The sequence below is a fragment of the Streptomyces sp. NPDC026394 genome (genome assembly GCF_055567735.1).
The window spans coordinates 10,198-23,341 of record NZ_JBVHPX010000021.1 but is presented as its reverse complement, the minus strand read 5'-3'; the positions used below and the strand labels follow the sequence as shown (position 1 = coordinate 23,341).

The following is a 13,144-nucleotide window of genomic DNA, read 5'->3' as shown; positions in this document are numbered from 1 at the left end:
GCTGAGAGCCGGATTCTCCAGGGGCTCACGCTCAACGGGGGGAGCGGAGAACGGTGGTGTAGTTCTCACCGCCGTACAGGGATTCGTACCGAATCGTGAGCGTGAGCCGCCGGGTGATCAAGTCCTCGACTTCGGCGTGCTCGTTCCGGTCGAAGCCGGCGACACTCAACAGGTACTGGTCGAAGTCGGTGGCGATGACCTGCCCGTGGTCGAACGTCACCGCGTGCGGGCGCACCGACAGGTGCTCGCGGACCCGGTCCGCGTTGGGCTTGTCCCAGGCTCCGATCACCGTGCCGTCGACGGTCAGCGTGCTGTCGACGACGGCCGGGCCGAGCCCGGAATTGACTAGCCGGATGCCCGCTGTCCGCCCTTCGTACCAACTGTGGCGCAGTTGGAGCACCGGGCGTACCGAGTGACGGTTGTGCCGGCGCATCGCATGCGTCTGGTAGGCGGTCACGATCAGCGACGCCACAGCAATGACGACAGCACATACCGCGGTGATGGAATCCGCGCTCATCACACCCCCTGGTGATGTCCCCCGGACACCGCGCGCCTGCCTCGTCGGCCCGCTCCGGGCCGACGAGGCAGGTCGCGCACCGCCTCCGGGGCTCCTTCGCCGCGCCTCTTCCGGTGGAACGGCGAACCGGTCCGGCGGGAGCAGGACCGCTACACGCCCTCCGCACCCGCCTCGTGCCACCCGAAGCTCCGCTCCACCGCCCGGCGCCAGTTGCCGTACTCACGCTCCCGCGTCGGCCCGTCCATCCGCGGCGTCCACTCGGTGTCCCGCTTCCAGTGCGCCGCCAGCTCGTCCAGGTCCTGCCACACCCCCGTCGCCAGCCCGGCCGCGTACGCCGCGCCCAGGCAGGTCGTCTCCGCGACCACCGGCCGGATCACCGGTACGCCCAGCACGTCCGCCTGGTGCTGCATCAGCAGGTTGTTGGCGGTCATGCCGCCGTCCACCTTCAGCGCGGTGATCTGCACGCCGGAGTCCTGGTACATGGCGTCCACCACCTCGCGCGTCTGCCAACTGGTGGCCTCCAGCACCGCACGCGCCAGGTGCGCCTTGGTGACGTAACCCGTCAGTCCCGTGATCACACCGCGCGCGTCCGACCGCCAGTACGGCGCGAACAGCCCGGAGAACGCCGGGACGATGTACGCCCCGCCGTTGTCCGGCACCCGCGCCGCCAGGTCCTCGATCTCGGCGGCCGAGTCGATGATCCCCAACTGGTCCCGGAACCACTGCACCAGCGCACCGGTGACCGCGATCGAGCCCTCCAGGCAGTAGACCGGCGCCTCACCGCCGAGCTGGTACCCCGGCGTCGTCAGCAGCCCGCTCTTGGAGGGCACCGGCCGCTGCCCGGTGTTCAGCAGCAGGAACGAGCCCGTGCCGTACGTGTTCTTGGCCTCGCCGACCCGGTAGCAGGTCTGCCCGAACACCGCCGCCTGCTGGTCGCCCAGCGCCGCCGCCACCGGCACGCCCCGCAACTGGCCCACCGCCGTCCCGTACACCTCCGCCGAGGACCGGATCTCCGGCAGCACCGCCTCCGGCACCCGCATCGCGGACAGCACCGAGGTGTCCCACTGGAGCGTGTGCAGGTTCATCAGCATCGTGCGCCCGGCGTTGGTGACGTCCGTGACGTGCACCCCGCCGTCCGTGCCGCCCGTCAGCTTCCAGATCAGCCACGAGTCGACCGTCCCGAAGGCGATCTCCCCGGCCTCGGCCCGCGCCCGCAGCCCCGGCACGTTGTCCAGCAGCCAGGTCACCTTGGGCCCGGAGAAGTAACTGGCCAGCGGCAGCCCGGTGGCCTCGCGGAAGCGGTCCTGGCCGTCCGAGCCGCCCAGCTCGTGGCAGAGCCCCGCCGTACGGGTGTCCTGCCACACGACCGCGTTGTGCACCGGCTTGCCCGTGGAGCGGTCCCACAGCACCGTGGTCTCGCGCTGGTTGGTGATGCCCAGCGCGGCGAGCTGGTCGGCGCGCAGCCCCGCCTTGGCGAGCGCGCCCGCCACCACTGCCTGCACCTTGGCCCAGATCTCCTCGGCGTCGTGCTCCACCCAGCCCGGCTTGGGGAAGATCTGCCGGTGCTCGCGCTGGTCCACGGCGACGGTCGCGCCGTCCTGGTTGAAGATGATGCAGCGGCTGGACGTGGTGCCCTGGTCGATCGCGGCGACGTACCTGTCCGTGATGCCGTCCGTCATGACGTCTCCTGATTCCTCGTAGCGGGTCGGGCCGGGCGCCGTGCGCGGACGGTTCAGAAGACCGCGGTGAACACCAGGCCGGAGAGCACCGCCCCGATCAGCGGGCCGGCCACCGGAATCCAGGCGTAGGACCAGTCCGAGGTGCCCTTGTTGGGGATGGGAAGCAGTGCGTGGGCGATCCGCGGCCCCAGGTCACGGGCCGGGTTGATGGCGTAGCCGGTGGGTCCGCCGAGGGACAGGCCGATGCCCACCACCAGCAGGGCGACGAGCAGGACGTTGATCCCGGACCCGTAGACACCGGCGTCCGCACCGGGCACCTGCCCGATGCCGATGCCCTCGTTCTTGCCGAAGAACAGCAGCGGCAGCACCAGCGCCACGGTCGCGATGATCTCGGTGACGAGGTTGGCGGCCGGATTGCGGACCTCGGGGGCGGTGGAGAAGATCCCCAGCGTCGGCTGCGCCTTGTCCGCCTCCCGGTTGGCCGCGAACTGCGCGGAGTACAGCGCCCAGGCCAGTACGGCGCCGAGCAGCGCCCCCACCAGTTGGGCGGCGACGTACAACGGCACCTTCGACCACGGCGTACCGTCCGCGACCGCCGACCCCAGCGTCACCGCCGGATTCAGGTGCCCGCCGGACAGCGGAGCGGCGGTGTAGGCCCCGGCGAGCACGCCGAGACCCCAGCCGAACGCGATGGCGACCCAGCCCGCGCCCTTCGCCTTGGAGCGGTGCAGGGTGACGGCGGCGCACACGCCGGCACCGAAGAGGATCAGTAAGGCGGTGCCGATGACCTCACCGACGAAAATGTCCCCGTTGGCATACATGGCGGCTCCTTGTCCCTGGCCCGGGGCCGTGGCCCCGGTCCTCCGTGCAGGGTGCGTACTTCCCGGGCCACGGGGAGGGTGGCGGGCGCTGGGCCGCCGCGCCCCGCGCGGCGTCCGCGTCGAGCGTGCCGGTGCGCCGGGACCGCCCCTGGGGAGTCGGGCAGCGCCTGTCGCTGCCACGCGGCCGGGTCACCCGGCTGTGGCGGTGCCGACGGACACCCGGAAGTGTTCACCGCAGGTGACGGGGCGTCAAGGGACCGGGTGGGGCGGCGTCCCGTCCCCGCGCCGGCGGCCCCGGCGCACCTCGTGCCCCTGCGCACCGGGCCACCCCAGCACCCAACTGCCGACTCCGCTCAGGGACTTCGCGGCCTTCTTCAGCGGCGCCAGCGCCGCCGCGGCCTGCGCATGACCGGTCACACTGCCGGGCGCGCACACCACCGTCGCCAGCGACAGCGTCACCGGCAGCCCGCCCGCCGACCACGGTACGTCCACCACGGCCGCCGCGAACGGTTCCAGGTCGTCCGGCGCGGCCAGCACCAGGAAGTCGTCCCCGCCGATGTGCCCCACCCGGGCCGAGGGCAGCTTTGCCGCCGTACGGGCCAGCGCCTGCCCCACGGCCCGGATCAGCGCGTCCCCCGCCGCGAACCCGGCCCCGTCGTTGACCTGCTTGAACCGGTCCACGTCCAGCCAGCTCAGCGCGAACGCCCGGCCGTCCGCGATCCGCCGGTCCACCTCCGCGTTCACCGCGTCCGAACCGGGCAGCCGGGTCAGCGGATTGAGCCGCGCCGCCTCCTCCACCCGGCTCTCCGCGAGCGCCCGCAGGATGTCGGCCAGATGCACCACGCCCATGCAGCGGCCCTGCTCGTCCACCACCGCCACGTCGTCCCCGGCCCGGTCGCGGTCGCCGTCCGCCGCCACGTCCAGCACCTCCCAGGCGGTGGCGTCGGCGCCGACCGTCCGCGGCCGGTCGGCCAGCCGCAGCGCCGGGCGGTCGGCGTACAGCGCGTGCCCGTAGCGGCCGGACAGCGACAGCAGGAAGCGGTCCCGGTCGATGGCCCGTACGGGTACGCCGTCGGGGTCCACCAGCAGTACGCCCGAGACCCCCGGGAAACCCGTCAGATGACTGCGCACCGCGCCCGCCGAGGCGGACATCGGCAGCAGCGCGGCGGGCTGCAGGAACTGCGTCACCGGCGGCCCGGCCGGCGGCGGGGCCGCCCCGGACGCGGCGCCCCCGGCGTACCCGCTGGCCACCGGCCCGTACCCGTCGCGCAGCTCCGGCACATACACATCGGCCGCCGGACGCCGCGCGGGCGGCGCGAACAGGAACCCCTGAGCGAGCTGCGCGCCCGCCGCGCGCACCGCCGCGTACTGCCGCTCCGTCTCCACCCCCTCCACCGCCAGCACGCTGCCCAGCACCTCGCACAGTTGCCGCATCGCGGCCACGGCGGCCCGCCCGCCCCGGTCACCGTCCAGCTCCGCGCAGAGCGACGCGTCCAGCTTCACCAGGTCGGGGGCGAGATCGCCGAGCAGCCGCAGCGGCAGGTCACCGTCGCCGACCCCGTCGGCGCCGACGCGGTACCCGTCCTGCCGCAGCCCCGCCACCCCCTCCAGCAGCGCCCGCCGCGGTACGTGCGTGAACGGCCCGCCGACATCGATGGTGATCTCCCACGGCCGGCGGCCCACGTCGTGCACGGCCTTGCGCAGCGCGGTCAGCCCCGGCAGCTCGGCGAGGGTCGCCGCGAACACGTTGACGTGCAGCGGCAGCAGGGTCTCCTGCCGCGCGGCGGACCGTACGGCGAGCCCGGCCAGCTCGGCGTCCAGGCCGGCGGAGCGCCGCGCCGCCGTCAGCACGTCGCCGCGTTCGGGCCGGGCGAGTATCTCCAGGGCGGCGACCGAACCGGTCGACAGGTTCACGACGGGCTGGAAGGCGAATCGGAGCTGGTCCGTCCAGGCAGGCACGGCAGCAGAATGCCCATCGGGAACGCGAACGGTGCGTGATTCACGCACTGTTCACGCATCCTTCCGGCGCACTCGAACGGGTGCCCGCGCGAGCCTCGCGGATCTCGTGGGCCTCGCGGACCGCACGGAGCTCGCAGGTGTCGCGGGCCTGGCGGGTCCCACACGGTCGCACGGACCCCGGGCGGCCCGTGCTTCCCCGGCTCCCCTCCCCGAAGCGTCACCGCACCACGACCACCGCCGAACCGTGCCCGAACAATCCCTGGTTCACCGCGATCCCGGCCCGTGCGCCCGGTACCTGCCGCGCCCCGGCCCACCCGCGCAACTGCCAGGTCAGCTCGCAGACCTGCGCGATAGCCTGCGCGGGCACCGCCTCCCCGAACGACGCCAGACCGCCACCGGGATTCACCGGCAGCCGCCCGCCGAGCGCCGTCGCCCCGTCCCGCAGCAGCTTCGCGCCCCCGCCCTCGGCACACAGGCCGAGATCCTCGTACCACTGGAGCTCCAGCGCGGTGGACAGGTCGTACACCTCCGCCAGCGACAGGTCGTCCGGCCCGAGCCCCGCCTCCTCGTAGGCGGCCTCGGCGAGGGACGGCCGGAAAGCGGCCGGCCGTTCCGGTTCCGGGACGTCCCGGACGGGCGCCGCCGAGTCGGTCGCGATGTCCGGCAGGTCCAGCTCCGTACGGGGATGGTGAGGCGTCGCCGTGGAGACGGCCCGGATGCGGACGGGGTCCGGCACGCCCCGCCGCCGTGCGTAGTCCAGCCCGCACAGGACCAGCGCCGCGGCGCCGTCCGACGTGGCGCAGATGTCCAGCAGCCGCAGCGGGTCGGCGACCACCGGCGACGCGGCGACCTCCGCCGCCGTCACCGGCTTGCGGTACCGCGCGTACGGATTGAGCGCGCCCGCCGCCGCGTTCTTCACCTTCACCTGCGCGAAGTCGTCGGCCGTGTCCCCGTACAGGGCCATCCGGCGCCGGGCGTACAGCCCGAAGTAGGCGGGGTTGGTCGCGCCCAGCAGCCGGAAGCGCAGCCAGTCAGGATCGTCGGGCCGGTCGCCGCCCGCCGGGGCGAAGAAGCCTTTCGGGGCCGCGTCCGCGCCCACCACCAGCACCACGTCCGCCAGGCCCGCGAGAATCTGCGCCCGCGCGGCGGCGACGGCCTGCGCCCCGGAGGCACAGGCCGCGTAGACGCTCGACACCCGCGCGCCCTGCCAGCCCAGCGCCCGCGCGAACGTCGCGCCCGCCACGTACCCCGGATAGCCGCCGCGCACGGTGTCCGCACCGACCACCGACTGCACATCGGCCCATTCCAGGCCCGCGTCGGCCAGGGCCGCCCGCGCCGCCACCGTTCCGTACTCGACGAAACTGCGGCCCCACTTGCCCCAGGCGTGCATGCCCGCCCCGAGGACGGCGATGTCACCGGGCATGGCCGCCTCCCGCCCCGACCGCTCCGTCAGCTCGGCCCGTCCCGCCGGCTCCGTCTGCCCCGCCGGCTCCGTCGGTTTCGCCCGCCCGGCCGGACTCGCCCGTACCGTCCGCCTCGTGGGCCTCCACAGGCCGCCACCACCACGTCGTCCACACGGTCTCCGCGTCCTCGCCCAGCACCCCGGGCACCAGCTCGGCCTCCATGCCGACCCGCAGGGCGGCCACGGACACCCCCGGCACGGCCTGCCCCAGCACCACCATCCGCTCCGCCGCCAGCTCCACCGCGATCAGGGTGCGCGGCTGCCACGGCACCTCGGGGTCCGAGACGTAGGGTGGCGGCGGCCGGTAGCGGCCGTCCGTGTACGACCAGACCGTGCCACGCCGGGACAACGGCACTTCGGTGAACTCGGTCCCGTCGCAGCGGGGCGCACGGCAGAAGAAGTCCTCGCGCGGGAAGAACACGGCACCGCAGGCATCGCAGCGCGTTCCCAGCAGCCGGAAGCCCGCCGGGTCCTGCCCGTGGCCGACGTCGGTGAACCACCCCGGCACCACCGGCTTGCGTACACGTGCCACGCATCCTCCCGTCACCGACAACGGATGGGCCCGGTTGATAAACTGACGAGCCGTCAGGAGTTTGCCACGCGACGGGCGGCCGACGGAACCCCGCCGCCGCCCGTCCGCTCCCGCCGGGCGAAGGGATCATGTCGTTCTCCGCTGAACCGGCTGAACCGGACACCCCCGCACGGCGTCCACCAAGGCGGGGCCGGGGTGCGGGATCCACGGGGGTGGTTCCGCGCCCCGGCCGACTTGCCAAGATCTCCCCGCCTTGCCGGTGAGGCCGCCCGCCCGCGGGGTGCGACGCCGGCTCGGCGTCGGTTCCGTTTGCCGGCTCACCACCACGGGTTCCTCAGAGGGCACCGGCTTCATGCCCACTGATCACCGAATGTCCCTCTGTTCCGCTTACCGGAAACCCTGGGCGCTTACCGTCGGGCTTGCACCTCTTCCGTTGCTACATTCCGACGGCCGAGGATCGCCGGACGCGCGCAGAGCATGCGACGGCGCCGCACACGCACGGGGATGCCCGGCGGTGCGGTGCCGGTGCGAGCCGGTGGCCGGAGCGCCGGGGAACCTCCGTTCCCCGGCCCGCACCGTGAGGAACAGGAGAGCGACACCGTGCCCAGCGGACGCCCCCGCACATCTTGGTCGACCGGATTGGTCGCCGTCGCCGCCGCGACCGTCACCCTGACAGCCGCCCTGCCGGCCCACGCTGTCGCAGGCGAACCGGTCCTGGACGGCGCCTACTCCTTCGCCGCCAAGCTGGACATCGGCGACGGCCGGCGCAGTTGTTCCGCCGCTCTCGTGGACCGGCAGTGGCTGGTCACCGCCGCCAGTTGCTTCGCGGACGACCCCGCGGCCGGCACCGGCGTCGGCGCGGGCGCGCCGAAGTGGCCCACCACGGCCACCGTCGGCCGCACCGCCCTGTCCGGTTCGGGCGGCAGTGTGGCGAAGGTCGTCGATCTGGTGCCGTACCAGGGCCGCGATCTGGTGATGGCCAAGCTCGACAAGCCGGTCGGCGGCATCGCCCCGGTGCGGGTCGCCACGTCCGGCCCCGCCCAGGGCGAGACACTGACGGTCGCCGGATACGGGCGCACCCGGACCGAGTGGGTCCCCGACCGCCTGCACGCCGCACCTTTCACGGTGGACAGCGTCACCGCCACTTCGGCCGGTGTCACCGGCGCGGATGCGAACGCCGCCGTCTGCAAGGGTGACACCGGTGGGCCGGCCCTCCGGGTGACCGATGGCGCTGCCGAGCTGGTCGCCGTCAACAGCCGTTCTTGGCAGGGCGGTTGCTTCGGTTCCGAGGAGACCCGCCGGAACGCCGTCGAGGCCCGCGTCGACGGTCTTGCGGACTGGATCGCGGCGGTCGCCGACCTGCCCCGCCAGGAGCTGGTGGCCGGCGACTACGACGGCGACGGCACCGCCGACCTGTTCACCGTGGACGCCGCGCGGAACCTGTCGGTGTGGAAGAGCCGCAAGGGCGGTGCTTTCGACCTGCCGAAGAAGCTGACGGGTGACTGGAACTTCACCCGGACCGCCGCGGCCGACTTCACGGGTGACGGCGTCACCGACCTCGTCGCCCGTCAGGAGCGCAAGGAGGCGAGGCCGGACCAGCCGGCGGGGACGTTCCTGCGCATGTGGGCCGGCACCAAGAAAGGCGTCTTCGCGCGTCCGGTGGATGTCACCGGCGGCTGGTTCGTCACCGAGGTGGTGGCCGGCGACTTCACGGGTGACGGGAAGGCGGACCTCATAGGCAAGGTCGGAAACGACCTGAAACTGTGGGCGGGCCGCGGTGACGGCACGTTCGCGGGGCCGGTGCCGGTCACCATGAACTGGGCTTACACCCAGACCACCGCGGGCGATTTCAACGGCGACGGCATCACGGACCTCGTCGCCTGTGACGACAGCAAGAACCTCTGGCTGTTCCCCGGCAGGAAGGGGGGCACCTTCGCCGAGAAGGTCCTCCTGACGGGCGGCTGGAAGTACACCCAGACCGTTGCCGGTGACTTCACCGGCAACGGGAAGGTCGACCTCGTCGCCCGTGACGACGACACCGGCACCGTCCTGCGCTGGGCCGGCCGCGGCAACGGCACCTTCGCCGCCCGCGTCCCGGTCACCGGCAGCTATTGACCGGCAGCTATTGACCGGCGGCGGCCGGGTGGTGGGCCGGCCGGCCCACCACCCGGCCGCCACGCATCCCTTACACGACACGACGGTTGGGAAGAAACCCCATGACGAGGACGGCGCGGCTGTTCCGCGGAGCCACGCGAACGGCCACGGTGGCGCTCACCTCCTGCGCGACGGTCGCCGCGCTGAGCCATGTCACATGGGCACGGTCCGCCGACGCCCGGGACCCGGCGGCGTCGCACGCCGCGCCCCGGGCAGGACAGGGCACCGGAGCGGACCCGGGCTGGACCCGTACCTGGGGAACCGCGCTGGGCACGGCGGCCCCCGCCGCCAAGTCCGGGGTGACCGGTCGGCAGACGCTGCGGATGGTCGTCCACACCAGCACCGGCGGCGACACCGCGCGCATCCAGCTCGCCAACACCTTCGCCACGGCACCCGTGCTCATCGGACACGCCACCATCGCCCGTCGGTCAGCGGGAGCCGGTGCCACCGGCACGCCGGTCACCCTGACCTTCGGCGGCAGCCGGCGCACCGTCATCGGACCAGGGGAGACGGTACGCAGCGACCAGGCGGCCTTCCCCGTCAAGGCCGACGAGAACCTGCTGGTCAGCGTCTATCTGCCCGAGCCCGTGGCCGAAGCTCCGTACCACGACTACACGCTGACCACCTCCTACACCTCGGCACCGGGCGACGGCGCCGACCGGGCGGGGGAGCCGGCGGGCAGCCGCTTCCCGGCCCGCTTCGCGCACTGGGCCTACCTCAACGGGGTGGACGTCACGGTGTCCGGCGGCGACGGCACCGTCATCGCCCTCGGCGACTCACAGACCGACGGCGGGCACACCACCCCCGACACCCACCGCCGCTGGCCCGACCACTACGGCCGCGCCCTCCAGGCGTCGGGACGGCACACGGGAGTCGTCAACGCCGGAATCTCGGGCAACCGGCTGCTCACCGACTCCACCGGGACACGCGCCGCCTACGGCCCGAGCGCCCTGAACCGCTTCACCCGCGACGTCGTCGAACAGCCCGGCGCCCGGTCCGTGATCCTCTACGAGGGCATCAACGACATCGCGCTGGACGGCGCCGACAGCACCTCCCTCATCGAGGCGATCCGGCACCTCGCCGGCCGTGCCCACACCGCCGGCCTCACCTTCACCGCAGCCACCATCCCGCCCTTCGCGGGATACCCCTCGTACACCCCCGCCAAGGAACAGACCTGGCAGGAGGTCAACCGCTACATCCGGACCAGCCGGGACCTGGACTCCTACGTCGACTTCGACCGGGCGACGCGGGACCCGCAGGACGGCGCCCGGCTCTTCGCCGGGTACTACGACCGCGGTGACGACCGGCTGCACTTCAACGACAACGGCAGCCTCGTCCTCGCCGGCACCGTCACCGCCGCACCGCCCACCCACCCCGCTCCGCACTTCTCCCGGACCGCCGCGGCCGACTTCACCGGCGACGGCATCGTGGACCTCGTCGCCCGTAATGCCGACGGGGATCTGATGCTGTGGCCCGGTAACCAGGACACCGACCGGCCGGGACGAGGCGACGGCACGTTCGCGCGGCCGGTACGGGCCTTCCGCGACTGGGGGGACATCACGCAGGCGGTGGCCGGCGACTTCACGGGTGACGGGAAGGCGGACCTCATCGGTAAGGACGGGAAGGACCCCGAGAACGCCCTCAAGCTCTGGGCGGGGAACGGCGACGGCACGTTCGCGCCTCCGGCGCGGGTCACCCGGGGCTGGGTCTTCACCCGGACCGCCGCGGCCGACTTCACCGGCGACGGGATCCTGGACCTCGTCGCCCGTGACGGCGAAGGGAATCTCCTGCTGTGGCCCGGCCGAGGAGACGGCACGTTCGCGGTACGGGTGACGGCCGTCCGTGGCTGGGGGGACGCCGCGCAGGCGGTGGCCGGCGATTTCACGGGCGACGGTAAGGCGGACCTCGTGGCGAGGGACGCCACGAACGCACTGCGGCTCCGGCCCGGGAAGGGAGACGGTACCTTCGGCCCGCCCACGGTCCTGAAGAGCGACTGGCCCTGCACGGAGACCGCCGCCGGCGATTTCACCGGCGACGGCATCGCCGACCTCGTCGCCAGGGACGCCACGACCGGTGACCTCAACCTGTGGGTCAACACCGGGGGCGCCGTCCCCGACCGGCCGCTACGGCTGACCGGAGGCTGGTGATCCGCTGCTCAGTGCCGGCTGCTCAGTGCCGGCCGCTCAGTGACCGCCGCGAGACAGGGAAGTCGAAATACGTGTCGGGGAACGTCTCCGGCGTGAAGGTGTAGTGCCACCACTCCTTGTCGTAGTTGCGGAACCCTGCGCGCTCCAGCCCTTGCTTCAGCAGCAGCCGGTTCGCCCGCTGCCGGCCTTGCACCCGGGGGTCGAGGGTGTGCGCCAGGGTGTCGAAGCAGTCGAATCCGGTGCCCATGTCGAGCGAGTTGTCGGGGAAGCGTTCCTTCTGGGGCGCGTAGCACCGCGTCAGCGGCTCGCCGGGGATGTACGGCCGGGTGGGCGGGCCGGGCAGCCGGACCAGCGTCAGGTCGACGGTGCTGCCCCGGCTGTGCCCCGACTTCTCGGCGATGTAGCCGTCACGGAAGAGGGCCGACTTGTCGACCCGCGGATAGAACTCGCCCTTCATCCGCTGGTCGCCCAGGTCCTTCGCCCAGTCCACGAAGTGGTTCACGGCGCGCTGCGGCCGGTAGCAGTCGTACACCTTGAGCGTGTAGCCCTGCCGCACGAAGGAGCGCTGGGCCCGGTGCAGCGCCCGCGCCGCGTCCCGGGTCAGGATGCACAGGGGCTGCCGGTAGCCGGTCACCGGTACGCCCATGAAGTTGTGCGGCGTGAAGTACCGCATCTCCTGGCGGATCGTCGGGTCCACGTCGCGCAGAGCGACGAATTCCCTGGGCGCGGGGGCGGACACGGTCGTACCTGGTGCGAGCGCGGTGCCGCCCGAAGGCCGCGGCTGGGTGGCCGCTCCTGGTGACACGGCCGCAGAGGTAAGAGCGAAGGCCGTGGCGGCCACGGTGAGGCCGCGCAGCGCGGCAGCGAGTCTCGGCATGGCACCCGTCTACCACCGGCACCGCGCCCCACGGAAGACACCCGGCGCCGCCTGCCGGAACAGAGGCTCAGCAGGAACTGCAAGCGCGGAAGCCGTCGCAGGGATAGCGCCAGAGACAACCGCAGGAGCGCTGGTAGACGCGGCAGTCGCACCGGCCTTTCATGCACTGGTTGTCGTGACAGGCACTGCTGGAACAGTAGTTGGACTCGACGCTGCAATTGCAGTTCAGAGCCTTTGCGCCGCGCCGCCCGGAAGTCTCGGCGGGGCCGATTGCCGCGAACAGCGGATTCGCCTCAGCGCGCCCGAAATGCCGGTCGGCGGACTCCCGGAGGGCCCGCTCGGCCGGGCCGGGATCGGCCACCCGGTCGAAAGCGAAAGTGCTCTCCTGTGCGGCGATGTGGTGCACTTCTTCGAGTACGTCGCTCTGTTCCGGGGAAGGGCCGGGGTGCGCCCGGCGGTAGCGCGCGAGTTGTTCCACCCAGAGCCGGCTGCGGGCCGCGGGTGGCAGGGCGGCCCAGACGGCCTGGCGGTGGGGCAGAGGCTGGGCGGTCAGCCGTACGGGGCGGCCGGCGCAGGTCGTCGAGGGTGCCGACCGTACGGATGGTCGCACGCGGCCCCAGCCTCCGGACGAGTGCCACGGCCATTCCCGGACCGGCCCAGGCACGTACCCGGTCCGGCTCCACCCGGTTTCCAGGGGGCGCGTTCGCCGAAACTCTCCGCGCGCGACCGGCGCTCGTCCTGATGCATGAGCGACAACAGTTCGACTTTCCCTTCGCAGGCGCGCTCGACCGCTTCGGAGGCTTTCCTGCGCTGCTCGCACGAGGCGTCGAAGGCCAACACCCACTGCGTCGCCGGATCGCTCATGCCGTCCCTCATCCGTTTTTGCGGAAGGGTTCTCCGGCAAGAGTGACGCACCGGGAAAATAGGCGGCAATAGAGCAGAAAGAGAAGGCCGCACCAGCTTTCCGTCTGCGGTATCCCGGGGTGTCCTGAGCCG

9 protein-coding genes and 1 pseudogene are annotated in these 13,144 nt (G+C 72.8%); 2 read left to right on the top strand and 8 right to left on the bottom strand.

Going from position 1 to position 13,144, the window contains the following annotated elements:
* Nucleotides 1–31 precede the first annotated feature (31 nt).
* From ACZ4QV_RS33425 to ACZ4QV_RS33400, 6 genes and pseudogenes are all read right to left on the bottom strand, one after another.
* Complete coding sequence (locus ACZ4QV_RS33425) at nt 32–517, bottom strand: hypothetical protein (RefSeq protein WP_361585983.1); 486 nt, start codon at nt 515–517, stop codon at nt 32–34.
* 149 nt (nt 518–666) lie between these two features.
* A complete protein-coding gene (gene glpK / locus ACZ4QV_RS33420) occupies nt 667–2,196 on the bottom strand; it encodes a glycerol kinase GlpK (protein ID WP_361155222.1) in 1,530 nt (509 codons plus the stop codon).
* A 53-nt stretch (nt 2,197–2,249) separates the two neighbouring features.
* Nucleotides 2,250–3,017, bottom strand: a complete 768-nt coding sequence (locus ACZ4QV_RS33415; RefSeq protein ID WP_361155224.1) for an MIP/aquaporin family protein — start codon at nt 3,015–3,017, stop codon at nt 2,250–2,252.
* A gap of 249 nt (nt 3,018–3,266) precedes the next feature.
* Nucleotides 3,267–4,976 (bottom strand): GGDEF domain-containing protein, encoded by a 1,710-nt coding sequence (locus ACZ4QV_RS33410; RefSeq protein WP_361155226.1) that lies wholly within the window; start codon nt 4,974–4,976, stop codon nt 3,267–3,269.
* A gap of 217 nt (nt 4,977–5,193) precedes the next feature.
* Nucleotides 5,194–6,399, bottom strand: a complete 1,206-nt coding sequence (locus ACZ4QV_RS33405) for a lipid-transfer protein (RefSeq protein ID WP_361585988.1) — start codon at nt 6,397–6,399, stop codon at nt 5,194–5,196.
* Between the two features lie 112 nt (nt 6,400–6,511).
* Nucleotides 6,512–6,949, bottom strand: a pseudogene (locus ACZ4QV_RS33400) (Zn-ribbon domain-containing OB-fold protein); the annotation flags it as partial.
* Nucleotides 6,950–7,570: 621 nt separating this feature from the next.
* Here ACZ4QV_RS33400 and ACZ4QV_RS33395 point away from each other — a divergent pair.
* Entirely contained in the window at nt 7,571–9,085 is a 1,515-nt protein-coding gene (locus tag ACZ4QV_RS33395) for an FG-GAP-like repeat-containing protein (RefSeq protein WP_361876169.1), read from the top strand.
* Nucleotides 9,086–9,186: 101 nt separating this feature from the next.
* Nucleotides 9,187–11,271 carry an FG-GAP-like repeat-containing protein gene (locus ACZ4QV_RS33390; RefSeq protein WP_361619561.1) on the top strand — a complete coding sequence of 695 codons (2,085 nt, stop codon included), beginning with the start codon at nt 9,187–9,189 and terminating at the stop codon, nt 11,269–11,271.
* A gap of 22 nt (nt 11,272–11,293) precedes the next feature.
* On the opposite strand, the gene ACZ4QV_RS33385 is transcribed toward ACZ4QV_RS33390, so the two are convergent.
* Entirely contained in the window at nt 11,294–12,148 is an 855-nt protein-coding gene (locus ACZ4QV_RS33385) for a M15 family metallopeptidase (RefSeq protein ID WP_361585997.1), read from the bottom strand.
* A 67-nt stretch (nt 12,149–12,215) separates the two neighbouring features.
* Nucleotides 12,216–12,758 carry a bacteriocin fulvocin C-related protein gene (locus tag ACZ4QV_RS33380; RefSeq protein WP_361619559.1) on the bottom strand — a complete coding sequence of 181 codons (543 nt, stop codon included), beginning with the start codon at nt 12,756–12,758 and terminating at the stop codon, nt 12,216–12,218.
* Nucleotides 12,759–13,144 lie beyond the last annotated feature (386 nt).